15 protein-coding genes and 1 pseudogene are annotated in these 15,006 nt (G+C 65.4%); 7 read left to right on the plus strand and 9 right to left on the minus strand.

Annotated elements, in window-relative coordinates; genetic code table 11:
• Positions 1-15: 15 nt before the first annotated feature.
• The 7 genes from K0P03_RS27070 to K0P03_RS27100 all read left to right on the plus strand — a co-directional run bounded on the left by K0P03_RS27070 (position 16) and on the right by K0P03_RS27100 (position 6,724).
• Positions 16-816: an ATP-binding cassette domain-containing protein gene (locus K0P03_RS27070; protein ID WP_023516085.1), complete on the plus strand. Its 801-nt coding sequence runs from the start codon at positions 16-18 to the stop codon at positions 814-816.
• A gap of 86 nt (positions 817-902) precedes the next feature.
• Positions 903-1,823 (plus strand): ABC transporter permease, encoded by a 921-nt coding sequence (locus tag K0P03_RS27075; RefSeq protein ID WP_245290450.1) that lies wholly within the window; start codon positions 903-905, stop codon positions 1,821-1,823.
• Position 1,824: 1 nt separating this feature from the next.
• Positions 1,825-2,916 carry a phosphotriesterase family protein gene (locus K0P03_RS27080; protein ID WP_272791177.1) on the plus strand — a complete coding sequence of 364 codons (1,092 nt, stop codon included), beginning with the start codon at positions 1,825-1,827 and terminating at the stop codon, positions 2,914-2,916.
• A gap of 28 nt (positions 2,917-2,944) precedes the next feature.
• A complete protein-coding gene (locus K0P03_RS27085) occupies positions 2,945-3,709 on the plus strand; it encodes a glutamine amidotransferase (protein WP_272791178.1) in 765 nt (254 codons plus the stop codon).
• A 23-nt stretch (positions 3,710-3,732) separates the two neighbouring features.
• Positions 3,733-4,644, plus strand: coding sequence for a ribokinase (locus K0P03_RS27090; RefSeq protein ID WP_023516089.1), 912 nt, complete (start codon positions 3,733-3,735; stop codon positions 4,642-4,644).
• A gap of 5 nt (positions 4,645-4,649) precedes the next feature.
• Complete coding sequence (locus K0P03_RS27095; RefSeq protein ID WP_023516090.1) at positions 4,650-5,483, plus strand: BtpA/SgcQ family protein; 834 nt, start codon at positions 4,650-4,652, stop codon at positions 5,481-5,483.
• Positions 5,480-6,724 carry a Zn-dependent hydrolase gene (locus tag K0P03_RS27100; protein ID WP_272791179.1) on the plus strand — a complete coding sequence of 415 codons (1,245 nt, stop codon included), beginning with the start codon at positions 5,480-5,482 and terminating at the stop codon, positions 6,722-6,724. The genes K0P03_RS27095 and K0P03_RS27100 overlap by 4 nt, the downstream gene beginning before the upstream one ends.
• 3 nt (positions 6,725-6,727) lie before the next feature.
• Here K0P03_RS27100 and K0P03_RS27105 read toward each other — a convergent pair whose 3' ends face one another.
• The 9 genes and pseudogenes from K0P03_RS27105 to K0P03_RS27145 all read right to left on the minus strand — a co-directional run bounded on the left by K0P03_RS27105 (position 6,728) and on the right by K0P03_RS27145 (position 14,867).
• Complete coding sequence (locus K0P03_RS27105) at positions 6,728-8,017, minus strand: aspartate aminotransferase family protein (protein ID WP_272791180.1); 1,290 nt, start codon at positions 8,015-8,017, stop codon at positions 6,728-6,730.
• Between the two features lie 13 nt (positions 8,018-8,030).
• A complete protein-coding gene (locus tag K0P03_RS27110) occupies positions 8,031-8,699 on the minus strand; it encodes a cysteine hydrolase family protein (RefSeq protein ID WP_272791181.1) in 669 nt (222 codons plus the stop codon).
• Positions 8,696-9,724, minus strand: a complete 1,029-nt coding sequence (locus K0P03_RS27115; protein WP_272791182.1) for a branched-chain amino acid ABC transporter permease — start codon at positions 9,722-9,724, stop codon at positions 8,696-8,698. The genes K0P03_RS27110 and K0P03_RS27115 overlap by 4 nt, the downstream gene beginning before the upstream one ends.
• A gap of 11 nt (positions 9,725-9,735) precedes the next feature.
• Positions 9,736-10,626: a branched-chain amino acid ABC transporter permease gene (locus K0P03_RS27120; protein WP_023514870.1), complete on the minus strand. Its 891-nt coding sequence runs from the start codon at positions 10,624-10,626 to the stop codon at positions 9,736-9,738.
• 3 nt (positions 10,627-10,629) lie between these two features.
• Positions 10,630-11,337, minus strand: coding sequence for an ABC transporter ATP-binding protein (locus tag K0P03_RS27125; RefSeq protein ID WP_272791183.1), 708 nt, complete (start codon positions 11,335-11,337; stop codon positions 10,630-10,632).
• The gene (locus K0P03_RS27130; RefSeq protein WP_272791184.1) at positions 11,330-12,064 is read right to left on the minus strand and encodes an ABC transporter ATP-binding protein; all 735 of its coding nucleotides are present in this window, start codon (positions 12,062-12,064) and stop codon (positions 11,330-11,332) included. Before K0P03_RS27130 ends, K0P03_RS27125 begins: the two co-directional genes overlap by 8 nt.
• A gap of 52 nt (positions 12,065-12,116) precedes the next feature.
• Positions 12,117-13,289 (minus strand): ABC transporter substrate-binding protein, encoded by a 1,173-nt coding sequence (locus K0P03_RS27135; RefSeq protein WP_272791185.1) that lies wholly within the window; start codon positions 13,287-13,289, stop codon positions 12,117-12,119.
• A gap of 121 nt (positions 13,290-13,410) precedes the next feature.
• The gene (locus K0P03_RS27140; RefSeq protein WP_272791186.1) at positions 13,411-14,061 is read right to left on the minus strand and encodes an isochorismatase family cysteine hydrolase; all 651 of its coding nucleotides are present in this window, start codon (positions 14,059-14,061) and stop codon (positions 13,411-13,413) included.
• Positions 14,051-14,867, minus strand: a pseudogene (locus K0P03_RS27145) (N-formylglutamate amidohydrolase). The gene K0P03_RS27140 and the pseudogene K0P03_RS27145 overlap by 11 nt, the downstream one beginning before the upstream one ends.
• Between the last annotated feature and the right edge of the window lie 139 nt (positions 14,868-15,006).

Below are 15,006 nucleotides of genomic sequence, written 5' to 3' on the forward strand. Positions count from 1 at the left end.
CAGGGGCCATCGAACATGACCGATAGTGACGTCAGCCGCGTCCGGATGACCGGCATATCCAAGCGCTATGGCGCTTTGCAATCGCTCGACAACGCCTCGCTCAACCTCAAGCCTGGCGAAGTGCTCGGGCTGGTGGGCGACAACGGTGCGGGAAAATCCACCATCAGCAAGGTGCTTTCGGGCGCCGTCATCCCCGATACCGGCACGATAGAGATCGACGGCCGGCCGGTTTCCTTCACCTCTCCGGCGGAGGCGCGCGCCGCGCGCATCGAGATGGTCTACCAGGACCTCGCCCTCTGCGACACGATCGACGTCGCGGGCAACCTCTTCCTCGGCCGCGAGCCGAAGCGGCGCCTCGCCGGCGTGCCGATGCTCGACAAGCGAACGATGCACGAGCGGGCGCGCGACATGCTCTCCAATCTCGGTATCGTCATTCCCGACACACGCATGAAGGTGGAGAACCTCTCCGGCGGCCAGCGCCAGTCGATCGCGATCGGCCGCGCCGCGTCCTTCAATCCCTCCGTTCTGATCATGGACGAGCCGACGGCAGCCCTTGCTGTCGCCGAGGTCGAGGCCGTTCTCGAACTCATCCGTACCGTCTCGAAGCGCGGGGTTTCCGTCATCCTCATCACGCATCGGCTGCAGGACCTGTTCCTGGTCTGCGATCGCATCCAGGTGATGTACGAGGGCCGCAACGTCGCCGAGCGGCGCATCGAGGACACCAATATCGAGGATGTCGTCAATCTCATCGTCGGGCGGAAATTCACCGCCCGTTCTGCCGGCAACAACCATCAGGAACGAGGCGCCTCCGCATGAGCTCCGAGCCCAACGCCTATTCCAGCCATCCCCCGCGCCTGCGTGAGGCGACCATCCTCGACAAAATCGTCGCCAATGGCGGCGTGATGTCGATCGCGCTGTTCTTCATCGTCTGCTGCCTCTTCTTCGCGGTGACGACGGATGCCTTCCTCACGGCGCCGAACCTCCTGAACATCATCCGCCAGTCCGCGCCGCTGCTGATCGTCGCTGCCGCCATGACCTTCGTCATCACGACAGGCGGCATCGATCTTTCCGTCGGCTCCGTCCTCGCGCTGACCGCCACGCTGTCCGCTGCCGCCCTGCAGGCCGGCGTTCCCTGGCCGCTCGCCATTCTGCTGATGCTCGCACTCGGCGGCACGGTGGGGCTGATCCAAGGCTATTTCATCGCCTACGAGCGCATTCCCGCCTTCATCGTCACGCTCGCCGGCCTTTCCGTCATCCGCGGCTTCGCGCTTCTGATCACCGGCGGCTATTCGATCCCGATCGAACCGACGAGCCCGTTCGTCGCCATCGGCAGGGCCTGGATCCTCGGCATTCCGGCGCCGGCGCTCATCGCCATCGTCGTGCTGATCGTCGCCTATATCGCCTTCAACGAGACCCATTTCGGCCGCTACGTCACCGGGGTCGGCGCCAATGCGGAGGCGACGCGCCGGGCCGGCGTCAACACGCAGCGCATCATCCTCTGGGTCTATGTCCTGTCGGGTGCAGCTTCGGCAGCGGCTGGGGTCATCCTCTCCGCCCGCCTCGGCTCCGGCTCCTCGAATGCGGGGCAGGGATTCGAGCTCGATGTCATCGCGGCCGTGGTGCTGGGCGGCACGAGCCTGTTCGGTGGGCGAGGCTCGCTCGTCGGCACGATCCTCGGGGCGCTGACGGTCGCGGTGCTGGCGAACGGCCTCATCCTGTCGCATCTTTCGCCCTTCTTCACACCCATCGTCACCGGCTTCATCATCCTGGTCGCGATCTGGCTCAACTTCCGCCTCTTCAAGGGCGGGGCGAGGGGACGCTGACATGCTCGACCACCTCTTTGCCGAGGAGCCGAGGAAGCGCCATCCCATCGGCGTGAAGTCCGGCACCGCAATGACCGTGACCGGCCCGATTCCCGTCGACGACCTCGGCGTGACGCTGATGCACGAGCATATCTTCCTCGACGGCGCGCGCAGCTGGATCTGCCCCTGCCACCCCGACGAGAAGGCGATCGCCGAGCAGAAGGTTTCCATCGAGATCGTCGGTGACCTCCGGATGAACCCCTACATGAACCGGGACAATGTCTCGCTCGATGACGGGGACCTGGCGCTCAGCGAGTTGAAGCGTTTCCAGGGGCTGGGCGGCTGCACCGTGGTGGAGACGACGAATTTCGGGATCGGCCGCGATGCCACCGGCCTTGCCCGCATCGCCCGTATGTCCGGCCTGCGCATCGTCATGGGCACCGGCTTCTACCTCGAACACACCCATCCTGACTGGCTGAAGGCAATGGACGTGGAGGAGGTGACGCAGTTCATCGTCGCGGATGTCGGCGGCGGCGAGAGCCAGCCGGAGATCATGGCGGGTATCATCGGCGAGGTCGGCGTCAGCCGGAACTTCACCACCGAGGAGGAAAAGTCGCTGCGCGCCTCGGCGCGGGCGGCGCGCATCACCGGTCTGCCGCTCTCCATCCACCTGCCCGGCTGGGAGCGCCTCGCCCACCGCGTGCTCGATGTGGTGGAGGAGGAGGGGGCCGATCCCGCGCATACCGTGCTCTGCCACATGAACCCGAGCCACGGCGACCCAGACTACCAGATGGCGCTCGCAAAGCGCGGTGCCTTCCTGGAGTATGACATGATCGGCATGGACTACTACTATGCCGACCAGGACGCCCAGTCGCCGTCCGACGAGGAGAACGCCCGCGCCATCGCGTCGCTCGTCGACAAGGGGTTTGCCGACCGTCTGCTGCTCTCGCAGGACGTGTTCCTCAAGATCATGCTCACCCGTTACGGCGGCTTCGGCTACGGTTATATCCTCAAGCATTTCCTGCCGCGCCTGAAGCGGCACGGCGTCGAGCAGGCGGCGATCGACCGCATGCTGATCGACAATCCGAAATCCGTTTTCTCCGCCGCGCATTGAGCGCCGGCCAACCGTTCAAGGAGTTACCATGACCAAGAAGAAAGTGCTGCTCGCCGGCGAATCCTGGGTGTCGACCGCGACCCATATCAAGGGCTTCGACCAGTTTCCGACCGTCACCTACCACACCGGCGCCGATGAACTCTTGAAGGCGCTGAAGGACAGCCCGTTCGACGTCACCTTCATGCCGGCGCACGAGGCGCAGAAGGAGTTTCCGAACACGCTGGAGGGCCTTGAGGCCTATGACGCCATCGTGCTCTCGGATATCGGCGCCAACACGCTGCTCCTGCATCCCGACACCTGGATCCATTCCCGCCGCACGCCGAACCGCCTGAAGCTGCTGCGTGACTACGTCGCCAACGGCGGCGCGCTCCTGATGTTCGGCGGTTACTATTCCTTCCAGGGCATCAATGGCGGCGCGCGCTTCCGCAACACCGCCGTCGAAGAAGTCCTGCCCGTCTCCTGCCTCTCGGTCGATGACCGAGTCGAGGTGCCGGAGGGCTTTACACCCGTCGTGTCAGGCGATGCGTCGCACCCGATCCTGTCGGGCATTTCCGGCGAATTCCCCTACCTGCTCGGCTTCAACGAAGTGACGCTGAAGGACGGCGCCAACCAGCTGATGACGGTTTCCAGCGAGTACGGCTCGTTGCCGCTGCTCGTCACCGGCACCTATGAAAAGGGCCGCACGCTGGTCTGGACCTCCGACGTCGGCCCGCACTGGCTGCCGCCGGAGTTCATCGCCTGGCCGGGCTACAAGACCCTGTTCGAGCAGATGCTCGCCTGGGCGACGGACTGACGGAGAGCCCAGGAACGCGTCCCATGACCATTCACGTCGTCGGCAATGTCTGCATCGATACGAGCTTTCGCCTGGAGCGCTTGCCGCTGCCCGGCGAAACGTTGAATGCGACCGCTGCCGGCGACGGCCCGGGTGGCAAGGGCGCCAACCAGGCGGTCGCCGCGACACGCACGGGGGCCGCGGTGGCCCTCTGGGCGCCGGTCGGCCGCGATGCGGCGAGCGACTGGGTGGAGAGGCGGATCGCCGCCGAAATCCCGGCGCTTCACCTCCTGCATCTCGATTTGCCTTGCGACCGCTCGGTGATCATGATCGACCGTGACGGCGAAAACGTCATCGTTACCGCCGCAGCCTGTGCGGAAGCCTTCGACCCGCTCGCCATGACCGCCCTCTGCGACACATGGGCAGCCGGGGACATCCTGCTGATGCAGGGCAATCTCCCGCAGGCGGCGACACTGGCCTGCCTGGCGGCGGCGCGGTCCGCGGGCCTCGTCACGGTCCTCAATCCGAGCCCGCTGCCGGCCGACCCGTTCGATCTTTCGGCGGTGTCGCTCATCGTCGTCAACCGGCCGGAGGCGAAAGCCCTGACCGGCGAGGCCGATGCCGAGCGCGCCGCGCGCCGCCTGCTCGCCATGGGCGCCGGCAGCGCCATCGTCACGCTCGGCAGTGCAGGCGCCCTGCTTCTCGATGAGGGGGCCTCGTCCGGCATCCGCCTGCCGCCCGGAGAGGTGGAGGCCGTCGATGCCAGCGGCGCGGGTGATTGTTTCGCGGGCACGCTGGTGGGCCTTCTTGCCCAGGGGGCATTGCTGCCGGACGCTGCGCTACTGGCGACACGAGCGGCCGGTATTGCCGTCGGCCGCCCCGGCACGCTCGCCTCCTTCCCGACCCGGGCGGAAATCTCCGCCCTTACCAAGACACTGAAACTGGAAAACGTGTGATCGCCATGAGCAACCCTATCGGACGACAGGACAAGGATACGCTGAAGACGCTTTTCGGGCGCGACAAGCCGGTGATCGGCGTGGTGCACCTGATGCCGCTGCCCGGCGCGCCGCGGTATGACGACGAGGGCGTTGATGCAATCTACGAGCGCGGCCTCTCGGATGCGCGCGCTTACCTCGCCGGCGGCTGCGATGCGCTGATCGTGGAAAACCACGGTGACGTGCCCTTCGCCAAGCCTGACGATATCGGTCATGAAACCTCCGCCCATATGGCCGTCATCGCCGACCGCATCCGCCGCGAACTCGGCCGGCCCATCGGCATCAACGTGCTCGCCAATGCGGCAATCCCGGCGCTTGCCATCGCCTCGGCGTCGTCGGCCTCCTTCATCCGCGTCAACCAGTGGGCCAACGCCTATATCGCCAACGAAGGTATCGTGGAGGGAGAGTCCGCCCGCGCCATGCGCTACCGCGCGCAGCTTCGCGCCAAGGGTATCCGCATCTTCGCTGACGCCCATGTCAAGCACGGCGCACATGCCATCGTCGCCGACCGGCCGGTGGAGGAGCAGGTCAAGGATCTCGTTTTCTTCGACGCCGACGTCGTCATAGCCACCGGCCAGCGCACCGGCCATACGGCTGATCTCGGCTATATCCGCATGATCAAGGAGGCCGCCTCGCTGCCGACATTGGTCGGCAGCGGCGTCACCCACGACAATGCCAATGACATCCTTGCCGTCGCCGACGGCGTCATCATCGCCAGTGCCCTCAAATATGACGGTGTCTGGTGGAACGCGGTCGATCCAGACCGGGTGAAGCGTTTCATCGCAGGCCTCGGCCGATGAGCCGGCAGCCGGAGGTCAACCCCGCGCGCCTCCTCAGATCCGTTGCCGACTTCGCGGCCATCGGCGCGACACCCGCCGGCGGCGTCAATCGGCAGGCCTTGAGCGTCGAAGATCGTGCTGCCCGGCGGCTCCTCGCCGAACGTGCAATGGCCCGCGGTTTCGGCGTGTTTCAGGATGAAGCGGCCAATCTCTTTCTCCGCCGTGAAGGCCGGGATACGGCGCTGCCGCCGCTCCTTATTGGCAGCCATCTCGACAGTCAGCCGACCGGCGGCCGCTTCGACGGCGCGCTCGGCACGCTCAGCGCCTTCGAGGCGCTGGAGGCGCTCGCCGATGCGGGCATAGAGACGGACCGCGCCATCGAAGTGGTCGCCTTTACCAACGAGGAGGGCAGCCGCTTCTCACCGGGATGCATGGGCTCCATGGCCTTTGCCAGGGCGGGCAGCATGTCCGATTGGCGGGGTGCGCAGGCGACGGACGGTGCGCTGCTTGCCGACGAACTGGCAGCGACGCTCGATGCCTTGCCCCAGGCCAGGGTGCGCCCCATCGGGCACCCGATCTCCGCCTTTGTCGAACTGCATATCGAGCAAGGCCCCATCCTTGAACGCGAGGATGTGCCGATCGGTGTCGTCACCGCTGTTCAGGGCACGAAATGGCTGGAGGTCGCCTTCTCCGGCGAGGCGGCGCATGCCGGCACGACGCCGCTCGAGTTCCGCAAGGATCCCATGGGGGCGGCTGCGGCCGCCATCGCGCGTATCCAGGACGATATCATGCCTGCCGATCCCGAAGCGCGGCTGACGGTCGGCCGCATTGCTGCCGAGCCCGGCTCCATCAATGTCATCCCCAGCCGGGTCTCCTTTACCGTCGATATCCGCCATCCGGACGCAGCGACGCTAGCAGCGATGGAGCAGCGTGTGAGGGAGGAATGCGAGGGGGCTGGCGAGCGGTGGGGTTGCAGGACGGCCATCCAGCAACGGGTCGATATGGCTCCCGGGCGCTTTGCCCCGTCGGTGACGGCGGCTATCGAGGAGACGTGCCGGGCGCTCGTCATCCGTTGCCGGCCGATGGTGTCGGGCGCTTTCCACGACGCGCTCTTCGTGGGTCGGGTTGCACCGGCGGCGATGATCTTCGTGCCGTGCCGGAACGGCGTCAGCCACAACGAGGCGGAGTTCGTCTCCGACGAACATATCATCGCCGGTGCACGCACCCTGCTGGGCGTCGCGCTTCGCCTCTCGGCCGCCTGAAACCTACCAGCCGGCGAAGTCCGCAAGCAACGCTTCGTCGACACGCCCCGCCGCGACATCGGCGAGCGCCTGGCCGAGGATCGCGACGCCCTCCTGCGCTTCCGCCTCCGTCAAGGTCAGCGGTGGCGTAAACTCCAGCACGTTGGAATTCACGCCGACATAATAGAGCACGAGGCCGAGCTGGAAGGCGCGGTAGACCGTCAGCGCTGTCTGGCGTGCGTCCGTCAACTCGACCCCGAGGGCGAGGCCGCGGCCGCGTACATCGCCGATCAGGGCGTGGCGGGCGGCGAGGCGGTCGAGCGCCTCGCGCAGCACGCGGCCCGTCCGCTCGGCGTTTGCCACCAGGTTGTCGCGCTCGATGGTGTGCAGCACGGCGAGCGCCGCCGCGGCGCAGACGGGATTGCCGTGCACGGTCTGCAGCGAAAAGGCGACGGCGTGGTTCAGGATCGCCTCCGGGCCGACCACCGCCGAAATCGGCAGACCGCTGCCGAGGCCCTTGCCGAAGACGACGATATCGGGCTCGATGCCGAGATGTTCGAAGGCGTTGAAGCGGCCGGTGCGGCCGAGGCCGACCTTCACCTCGTCCGAGACGATGAGGATACCGTGTTGGCGGCAGAGCGCTTCCAACGCTGGAAAGAAGCCGTCCGGTGGAACCAGCATGCCGCCATCCGACTGGATCGGCTCGATGAAGAAGGCGGCGACCTCCTGCGGCGGGACCTCCGTCGCGAAAAGTTTTTCGAGGTGGGCGAGGGCGGCGTCCTTCGCGGCATCCGGGCTGCCGGCGGCGTAGCTGTTGGGGTAGGGTATGAGCGTCAGGTTCTTCGCACGCGCGCCCTGTTGCGATGGGTGGCCGGAGACGGCCATGGAGCCGACGGTGCCGCCGTGATAGGCGCCGTCGAAGGCGAGGATGCGCGGCCGGCCGGTGGCGGCGACGACCATGCGGGCGACCGTCTCGTTGGCATCCGAGCCGGAATGTCCGAACCAGACGCGGCCGCGGGCGCGCTCCGGCACGAGGGACAGCAGCTTCTCGGCGAGGAGAACGCAGGGTTCGTTGGCGGTGGAGAGGTAGCTTGCACCCGCCTGGTCGGAGAGCGCGCGGTTTACCGCCTCGCGGATGGCCGGATGCGCATGGCCGAGGCTCGCTGCGCCCCAGGAAGCGGCAAAATCGAGCAGCTTTCGCCCGTCGTCGCCGGTCAGATAGGCCCCGTTTCCGCCGACCACCGCCTGCGGAAAGAAGCGCAGATGCGCCATCGTCGAGACCGATCGGCTTTCGCGGGCGTAGAGGCCGGACATGTCGCTCTCCTCGTTACTTGAAGAAGGTCAGGACCTCGTCGAGCTGGACGACGTGGCAGTAGATCATGTTGATGATCTCCAGCTCACGCCGGTGCAGCTCGTCCGTCGCCGCCGCGCCGCAATCGTCGACGACGACCACGCCGAAACTTTCATCCGCAAGGCTGCGCACGGTGGAAGAGACGCACTGGTCGGTGAAGATGCCGCAGCAGATGACGTCCTTGATGCCCATGTTGTGCAGGATCAGGCGAAGGTTCGTGCCGGTCAGCGCGCTGTCGGTCGTCTTGGTGATAACGATCTCGTCAGCGCGCGGTTCGAGTTCCGGCACGACCTGGCCCTCGGGCAGTTCCTTCGGCAGCAGCAGGTAGTTGAAGCCCGGTTTCTTCTGGCTCAGCGAGCGGTCGCGGCCATCCGGCTTCTGGCAGGCGATGCGGGCGAAGATGACCTCCACCTGGCGCTTGCGGCATTCTTCGATCAGTCGTGCAGTGTTCGGAATCACCGTGCCCCGCATGCGATCGTAGAAGGGTTGCCAGCGGGCGGTTTCCTCCAGCGTGTCCTTCGGGTCGAGGTAGGTGTTCTGGATATCGATGACGAGCAGGGCCGTCGTATCGGGGTCGAGCGTAATGTCGTCCGGTTCCTCGGCATTGGCATAGTAGAAGGAACGGTAGGCGGTTTTCCAGTTCACGACGAAAACTCCTTCTTGCGGCGGGCGCGGGTGAGGATGTGGCCGATCTCGCGGTTGGGGAAGAGACCGCCGGGCTTGACGATCATCACGGCGATCATGGCGAGTGCCAGCACGATCTCGGTGAGACCGACGACCTGGCCGGCGCCGATGGCCGAGGCGTTCAGCGCGCTTTCGGTGCCGCGCAGGCCCTCATAGGCGAAGGTGATGAGGATCGCGCCGGCGACGGCGCCCGTCACCGTGTTCGCCCCGCCGATCACCAGCATGGTAACGATGAGGAAGGTTTCCTTCAGGTAGAAGGCTTTCGGCGCGAAGGAGGTGATGAAGTGGCCCCAGAGCGCGCCGCCGATGCCGGCGATGAAGGCGGCGAGGATAAAGGCGCGCCAGCGCAGGCGCGGGATATCGGCGCCGAGTGCGGCGGCGGCCACTTCGTCTTCCCGCGAGGCGCGCAGAAGCTTGCCGGTGCGCGATTCCTTGAAGAGGAGGGCGACGACGATGACGATGGCCGCGATGATGGCGGCGAGCGGCATGTCCGTCGTCTTCGGCAGGCCGAAGAGCGTGCGCGGCCCGTTGGTGATCGCGCTCCAGTTGTTCATGACCGTGTAGAGCACGACGAGCAGCGCGAAGGAGGTGATGACGGCCGCGGCATCCGAGAGCCGCATCAGTGGATAGGCGACGACTGCCGCCACGAGCGCGGCGACGACGCCGGCCGCGAGCATGGCGAGGAACGGCGAGACTTCGACGACCTTCAGGAAGTCATAGAGATCCGGCAGCGCCATGCCCTTCATCTGCGCGGGAATGGTCAGCACAGCGGAGGTGTAGGCCCCGAAACCCATGAAGCCGATATGGGCGAAGGAGAGCAGGCCCGAATTGCCCATGAAGGTCTGCAGGCCGACGACGAGGACCAGCGAGATCAGGAGGTTGGTGGCGATGCGGTCATAAAGGCGAATGCCGAGCATCTGGCTGCCGATGGCGATGACGGCGACGACAGCGATGAGGATGAGCGCGGTGAGATAGGTGTGTTTCATGGATCCGCTCCTCAGGTCCGCTGCCCGCTCGCCGGACCCTTGATGAGGCCCTGCGGACGCCAGAGCAGGATCAGGATGACGAGGCTGAAGGTGAAGGCGTCGCGGAATTTCAGGAGGTCCTGCGACAGGGTGTAGTTGAGCGTCGTGTCGATGAGCGCCAGGAGGAAGCCGCCGACGACGGCGCCGGGAAGGCTGCGCATGCCGCCGATGACGGTGGCGATGAAGGCGACGAGCAGCGGCTCCAGTCCGACGCCCGGCACGACCGTACCGATGCGCCCGATCCAGAGAATGCCGACGACGCCGGCAAGGAAACCGGACAACGCGAAGGCCGAGGAGATGATGAGGTTCGCCGGGACGCCCAGCATGCGTGCCATGGTGAAGTTTGTCGCCGCCGCGCGCATGGCGATGCCGAGCGTCGTTTTGCGCATCAGGAAGGCGACGGCGGCGAGCAGCACGATCGAGGCGGCGATGGTGATGAGGTTGCGCACCGGCGTGATCGCGCCGCCGATCGAGACGGTCTGCGAAAAGATCTCCGGCAGCGGCACGTTGCGTGGGCGCGGCGAGATGAAGAGCAGGGCGGCGTTCTGCAACAGGTTGGAGAAGGCGAAGGAGGTGATCAGGACGGCGGTTACCGATTTGGCGCGCACCGGACGGAAGGCGGCGTAGTCCGTGAGGATGCCGAAAAGCACGGCCATGGCGACAGCGACGACGGCCATGACCAGCCAGGGCAGGCCCGAGCCGCTCGAAAGATACATGGTGTAGCCGGCGACCATGATGAGTTCGCCATAGGCGAAGTTTACGAGGCGCAGGATGCCGTAGATGATGACGAGTCCGAGCGCCATGAGGGCATAGGCCCCGCCGAGGCTAAGGACGTCGATGACGAACTGGATCGCGAAAGCCATCGGTCAGCCTCCCAGATAGTGTGCGCTAAGATCGCTTCCGGAGCGGATCTCGTCGGCGGTGCCGGAGGCGACGATGGCGCCGAGCCGCATGACATAGGCGCGGTCGGCGACGGAGAGCGCTTGGTTGACGTTCTGCTCGACGAGCAGGATGGTGAGGCCGGATTTCTTCAGTGTCTCGATCATCTCGAAGATGCGCTCGACGATGGCGGGCGCAAGGCCGAGCGAGGGTTCGTCGAGAAGGAGCACGCTGGGCCGCGCCATCAGCGCGCGGGCGATGACCAGCATCTGCTGCTCGCCGCCCGAAAGCGTGCCGGCAGGCTGGTGCGCGCGCTCGGCAAGACGCGGGAAAAGCGTGTGCAGCTTTTCGAGGTTCTGGCGGTTGCCGGCCTGGTCGCGGCGGTGGATGTAGGCGCCGAGCATGAGGTTTTCGGCGACCGTCAGGTCGGGAAAGACGTCACGGGTTTCCGGCACGGTGGCAAGGCCGGCGCGGATGACCTGTTCAGGGTTGGCGGCGGTGATGTCCTTGCCTTCGAGCACGATCGAACCGCCCGCCGCCTTCAGCGCGCCGGCGATGCACTTGATGGTGGAGGATTTACCTGCGCCGTTGGCACCGAGCAGGCTGACCAGCTCGCCTTTGGCGACGGAGAAACTGACGCCACGCACCGCGCGGATCGTGCCGTAGCTGACGGAGAGGTCGGAAATCTCAAGCATGCGCCGCTCCCTTGCCGAGATAGGCTTCGATGACATCAGGATGGCTGCGGACATGGGCGGCGTCGCCTTCTGCGATGGTACGGCCGGAGGCGAGCACATGCAGCCGGTGGCAGAGGCGCATGATGAGGCCCATGTCGTGGTCGATGATGAGTAGGCCGAGGCCCCGCTTCTTCGGCAGTTCGGACAGGGTGTGCAGCAGGGTTTCCGTCTCCGCGTCGTTCATGCCGGCGGCGGGCTCGTCGAGCAGCAGGAAGCGCGGTTCGGCGGCGAGCGCCCGGGCGATCTCGACGCGGCGCTTGTCGCCGTAGCTGAGGCTTTCGCCCAGTTCGTCCGACTTTGCCGAGAGGGCGAGTTCGGCGAGCAGGCCCTTGGCGCGCTCGGCGGCAACGGTGCGCGAGGCGCCCTTTGCCAGCGCCGCGGCCTCGACATTCTCCAGCACCGTCATCGTGTTGAAGAGGCGAACGATCTGGAAGGAACGGCTGACGCCCGCCAGTGCGATCTCGCGCGGGGAGAGGCCGGAGAGTTTTGTGCCGCCGGCGGTGATCGTGCCGCCCGCAAGCTTCACCTGGCCGGTGATGGCGTTGATGAGCGTGGTCTTGCCGGAGCCGTTCGGCCCGATGAGGCCGACGACCTCGCCGGTTGCAACGGAGAGCGATACATGGTCGAGGGCGCGGAGGCCGGTGAATTCCACCGACACGTCGTTTACCGCGAGGCGGGTTTCAGACATGGCTTTTCCGAAGGTGATGGGCCGGCTTCAAGGGCCGGCCCGTGAGGTGCGATCAGGGCTTCGGCAGGGATTCCGGCTTGCGCCAGCCCACGAAGGTCGGCTTGCCGCCCTTCAGCTCGATGAGTGCCGCCGCCTTGTTCGGAACGTGGCCCTCTTCTGCCGTGCCATAGTCGAGGTCACCGGTCAGAAGCTTGAACTGGCCGTCTTCCAGCGCCTTGGCGAGTGCGCCGCCTTCCGTCGTGCCGGCCGCTTTGATCGCTTCGGCAAGCAGCATGATCGTATCCCAGCCGGTCGAGACGAAGGACGTATCCGGTGCCTTGCCATGCATGGCGGTGTATAGCTCGATGAATTTCGCCATGTCCGGGTGGGCTTCCGGGCCCATCCAGGTATGCGTGACGAAGTAGACGTTGTTGCCGAATTTTTCGCCGAGCGCCTGGTGCATCGCCGGGTCGTCATAGGCATCGCCACCGAGGATCGGCGCATCATAACCCACTTCACGCAACGCGCGGATGATCACGCCGATATCCGTGCCGTAGGACGAGACGAAGATCACGTCCGGCTTCTTGCCGAGCGCCTGGAGACGCGCGAGCTGGGCGGAAAAATTGTTGTCGCCGTTCGTATAGGTGTCTTCCAGCAGGATTTCGCCGCCATCGGCCTTGAACTGCTCGACGAAGTATTTCGAGAGCGACTTGGTATAGGCGATGAACTGGTCGGTAACGACATAGGCCGTCTTCCAGCCCTTTTCCTTGAAGGCGAAATCGGCCGCGGTCGCGCCCATCGTGGTGTTCCACATGGAAAGCGTGAACTGCTTGTCGCCGAGCGACCAGGAAGAATAGAGCGGGTCGGACGCGCAGGTGGAGATGCCGACGAGGCCGGCCGACTGCGCCTCGCGGCTCGCCGGCGAGCCGAAGTCGAAATCGCACGGCGCGACGATGACCTGGGCACCCTTGTCGATCAGCTCGACGGCGACGTTGCCGACGGTGACGGGATCGGACTTGCCGTCGATGTTGATGAACTCGATCTGTTTGCCGAGCACGCCGCCGTTGTCGTTGAGATATTTCACTGCGACCTGCGCGCCGTTATAGCCGGGCGTGTCGAGCGGGGCCTGGATGCCCGTCATGGAAAGTGCGCCGCCGATGACGATCTTGTCGTCTTCGGCAAAGGCCGCGGAGGCGGCGAGCGCAAGGCTTGCGGCCGCCAGAAGCAGTCTTGAAGTCTTCATCATGGTCGTTCCCCTTTTTAATGCCTTTCGGCAGTGAAATGTCGCGCGGTCCGGCCTTTTTGTTTTGTTCTGCGGCCCGCTTTCGGATGCTCCTTGTTCCGTCCCGTCTGTTCGTCTGCGGGCCTTACTGCCCGATTTCCTTCAGCAGCGCGTCGGTCGAGACCTGGCGGCAATAGCCCTTGATGGCGTTGAGCGAAAAATCATGCCGCTCCTGCGAATAGGTGCCGCAGGCATCCGGCACGAGCGTCACGAGATAGTTGAGGTCGCAGGCATCGCGAATGGCCGATTCCACGCACTGGTCGGTCAGAAGTCCACACAGCACGAGTTGTTTTACGCCGAGATTGCGCAGGATATAGTCGATATGGGTGGACACGAAGACGCTGGACGAGCTCTTCGGAAAGACGATCTCGTCGTCGAGCGGCTCCAGCTCGTCGATGACCTTGCCGTCCCATGAGCCCTTCGGCACGTTGAAGCCGGTGATCTTGTAGTCGAGGCTGCGGTCGCGGCCGTCCCTGGTGAGGCTCTCGATGGTCGTGTGCAACACCTCGATGCCGGCCTTGCGGAAGCCTTCGAGCAGGCGCTGCATGTTCGGGATCGCCACCTCGTGGATGCGCTTGAAATAATAGCCGTATTTCCCGGCGATATCGGCGTCGGACACGTCCTTGAACTCGCCGCCCTCGCGGCGCACGGAAAAGTTCTGCACGTCGATGAAGAGAATGGCGGAGGCGGCCGGATCGAGCGGCACGTCACGGGTGGTCAGATGGTCAGCGGCCATCAGGCGTTTCCTTCGAGGCTGTCTGCCGCAAGGCGGAGGGGGCCGGCCAGGCGGCCTGCCCATTCCTCCTGCCCGCGGGCATCGTTGATGAGGTCGTTGCGGACTTCCAGAAGCACATGCGCAATGCCACGCCGCTCGCCATGCACCGGGATCGTGTAGTCGGAGATGTCGTCGACGTGGTAAGGTGCGTTGAGCTTGACGGTAACGTCCGGATTGGCGGCGCGGAACGTCTGCGCGAGCCGTTCGGCAAGGCGGGCGTCGCGATTGTAGAGCAGGCCGAGTTCGAAATCCCTGACGGCGCCCGTCGCGCGCATCACCGGCGTGAAGCTGTGCACCGAGACGAGGAGAAGCGGCTTTCCGCTTGCCTGGCGCTGGTCGAGCGCGGCGGCGATCGCTTCGTGCAGCGGCTGGTGAATCTCCACGAAGCGGCGGCGGCGGTCGAGATCGGAGATATCGGCATTGGCCGGCACCGGGGTGCCATCGCTCTCAAGGACGACGCAGTCCTTCGCCTCGAAGGGACGGTTGCAGTCGATGATGAGGCGGCTGTAGCGCTGCAGGACGAGCGCGGCGTCGAGCCGTTCGGCAAGACCGCGGGCTACGCCCTCGGCGCCGACGTCATAGGCGATGTGGCGGTCCATTTCGGCGGCGGGAATGCCGAGATCGCCGAGGGCCGCCGGAATGGCGCGGCCGGCATGCTCGCAGGTCAGGAAGATCGAAGAGGCACCGGCGGCATTGATCCATTCCACCGGCTCCGGATCGCCCGTCTGCAGCAGTCTGGTCGTGTCGCGGTCGGCGAACCTGAGCATGGAGTGGCATCCGTCGTGGACCCGGTGGGTCGGGTTTTCATGACAGTCAGTCAAAGAAATTTTTCGATCATAGTCAATTGCATTTTTCCATTTGACTAATTTTTTTCATGGCGCAAATATCCGGACCAACCAAGGGAAC

Origin of the sequence: Shinella sp. HY16 (genome assembly GCF_028534175.1) — a bacterium.
In the GTDB taxonomy this organism is placed as follows: domain Bacteria; phylum Pseudomonadota; class Alphaproteobacteria; order Rhizobiales; family Rhizobiaceae; genus Shinella.

Bases quoted from the DNA above. Each gene is read 5' to 3' on its own strand.
- K0P03_RS27070 (WP_023516085.1), top strand. From the start codon at position 16: ATGACCGATAGTGACGTCAGCCGCGTCCGGATGACCGGCATATCCAAG.
- K0P03_RS27075 (WP_245290450.1), top strand. From the start codon at position 903: ATGTCGATCGCGCTGTTCTTCATCGTCTGCTGCCTCTTCTTCGCGGTG.
- K0P03_RS27080 (WP_272791177.1), top strand. From the start codon at position 1,825: ATGCTCGACCACCTCTTTGCCGAGGAGCCGAGGAAGCGCCATCCCATC.
- K0P03_RS27085 (WP_272791178.1), top strand. From the start codon at position 2,945: ATGACCAAGAAGAAAGTGCTGCTCGCCGGCGAATCCTGGGTGTCGACC.
- K0P03_RS27090 (WP_023516089.1), top strand. From the start codon at position 3,733: ATGACCATTCACGTCGTCGGCAATGTCTGCATCGATACGAGCTTTCGC.
- K0P03_RS27095 (WP_023516090.1), top strand. From the start codon at position 4,650: ATGAGCAACCCTATCGGACGACAGGACAAGGATACGCTGAAGACGCTT.
- K0P03_RS27100 (WP_272791179.1), top strand. From the start codon at position 5,480: ATGAGCCGGCAGCCGGAGGTCAACCCCGCGCGCCTCCTCAGATCCGTT.
- K0P03_RS27105 (WP_272791180.1), bottom strand. From the start codon at position 8,017: ATGTCCGGCCTCTACGCCCGCGAAAGCCGATCGGTCTCGACGATGGCG.
- K0P03_RS27115 (WP_272791182.1), bottom strand. From the start codon at position 9,724: ATGAAACACACCTATCTCACCGCGCTCATCCTCATCGCTGTCGTCGCC.
- K0P03_RS27120 (WP_023514870.1), bottom strand. From the start codon at position 10,626: ATGGCTTTCGCGATCCAGTTCGTCATCGACGTCCTTAGCCTCGGCGGG.
- K0P03_RS27125 (WP_272791183.1), bottom strand. From the start codon at position 11,337: ATGCTTGAGATTTCCGACCTCTCCGTCAGCTACGGCACGATCCGCGCG.
- K0P03_RS27130 (WP_272791184.1), bottom strand. From the start codon at position 12,064: ATGTCTGAAACCCGCCTCGCGGTAAACGACGTGTCGGTGGAATTCACC.
- K0P03_RS27135 (WP_272791185.1), bottom strand. From the start codon at position 13,289: ATGATGAAGACTTCAAGACTGCTTCTGGCGGCCGCAAGCCTTGCGCTC.
- K0P03_RS27140 (WP_272791186.1), bottom strand. From the start codon at position 14,061: ATGGCCGCTGACCATCTGACCACCCGTGACGTGCCGCTCGATCCGGCC.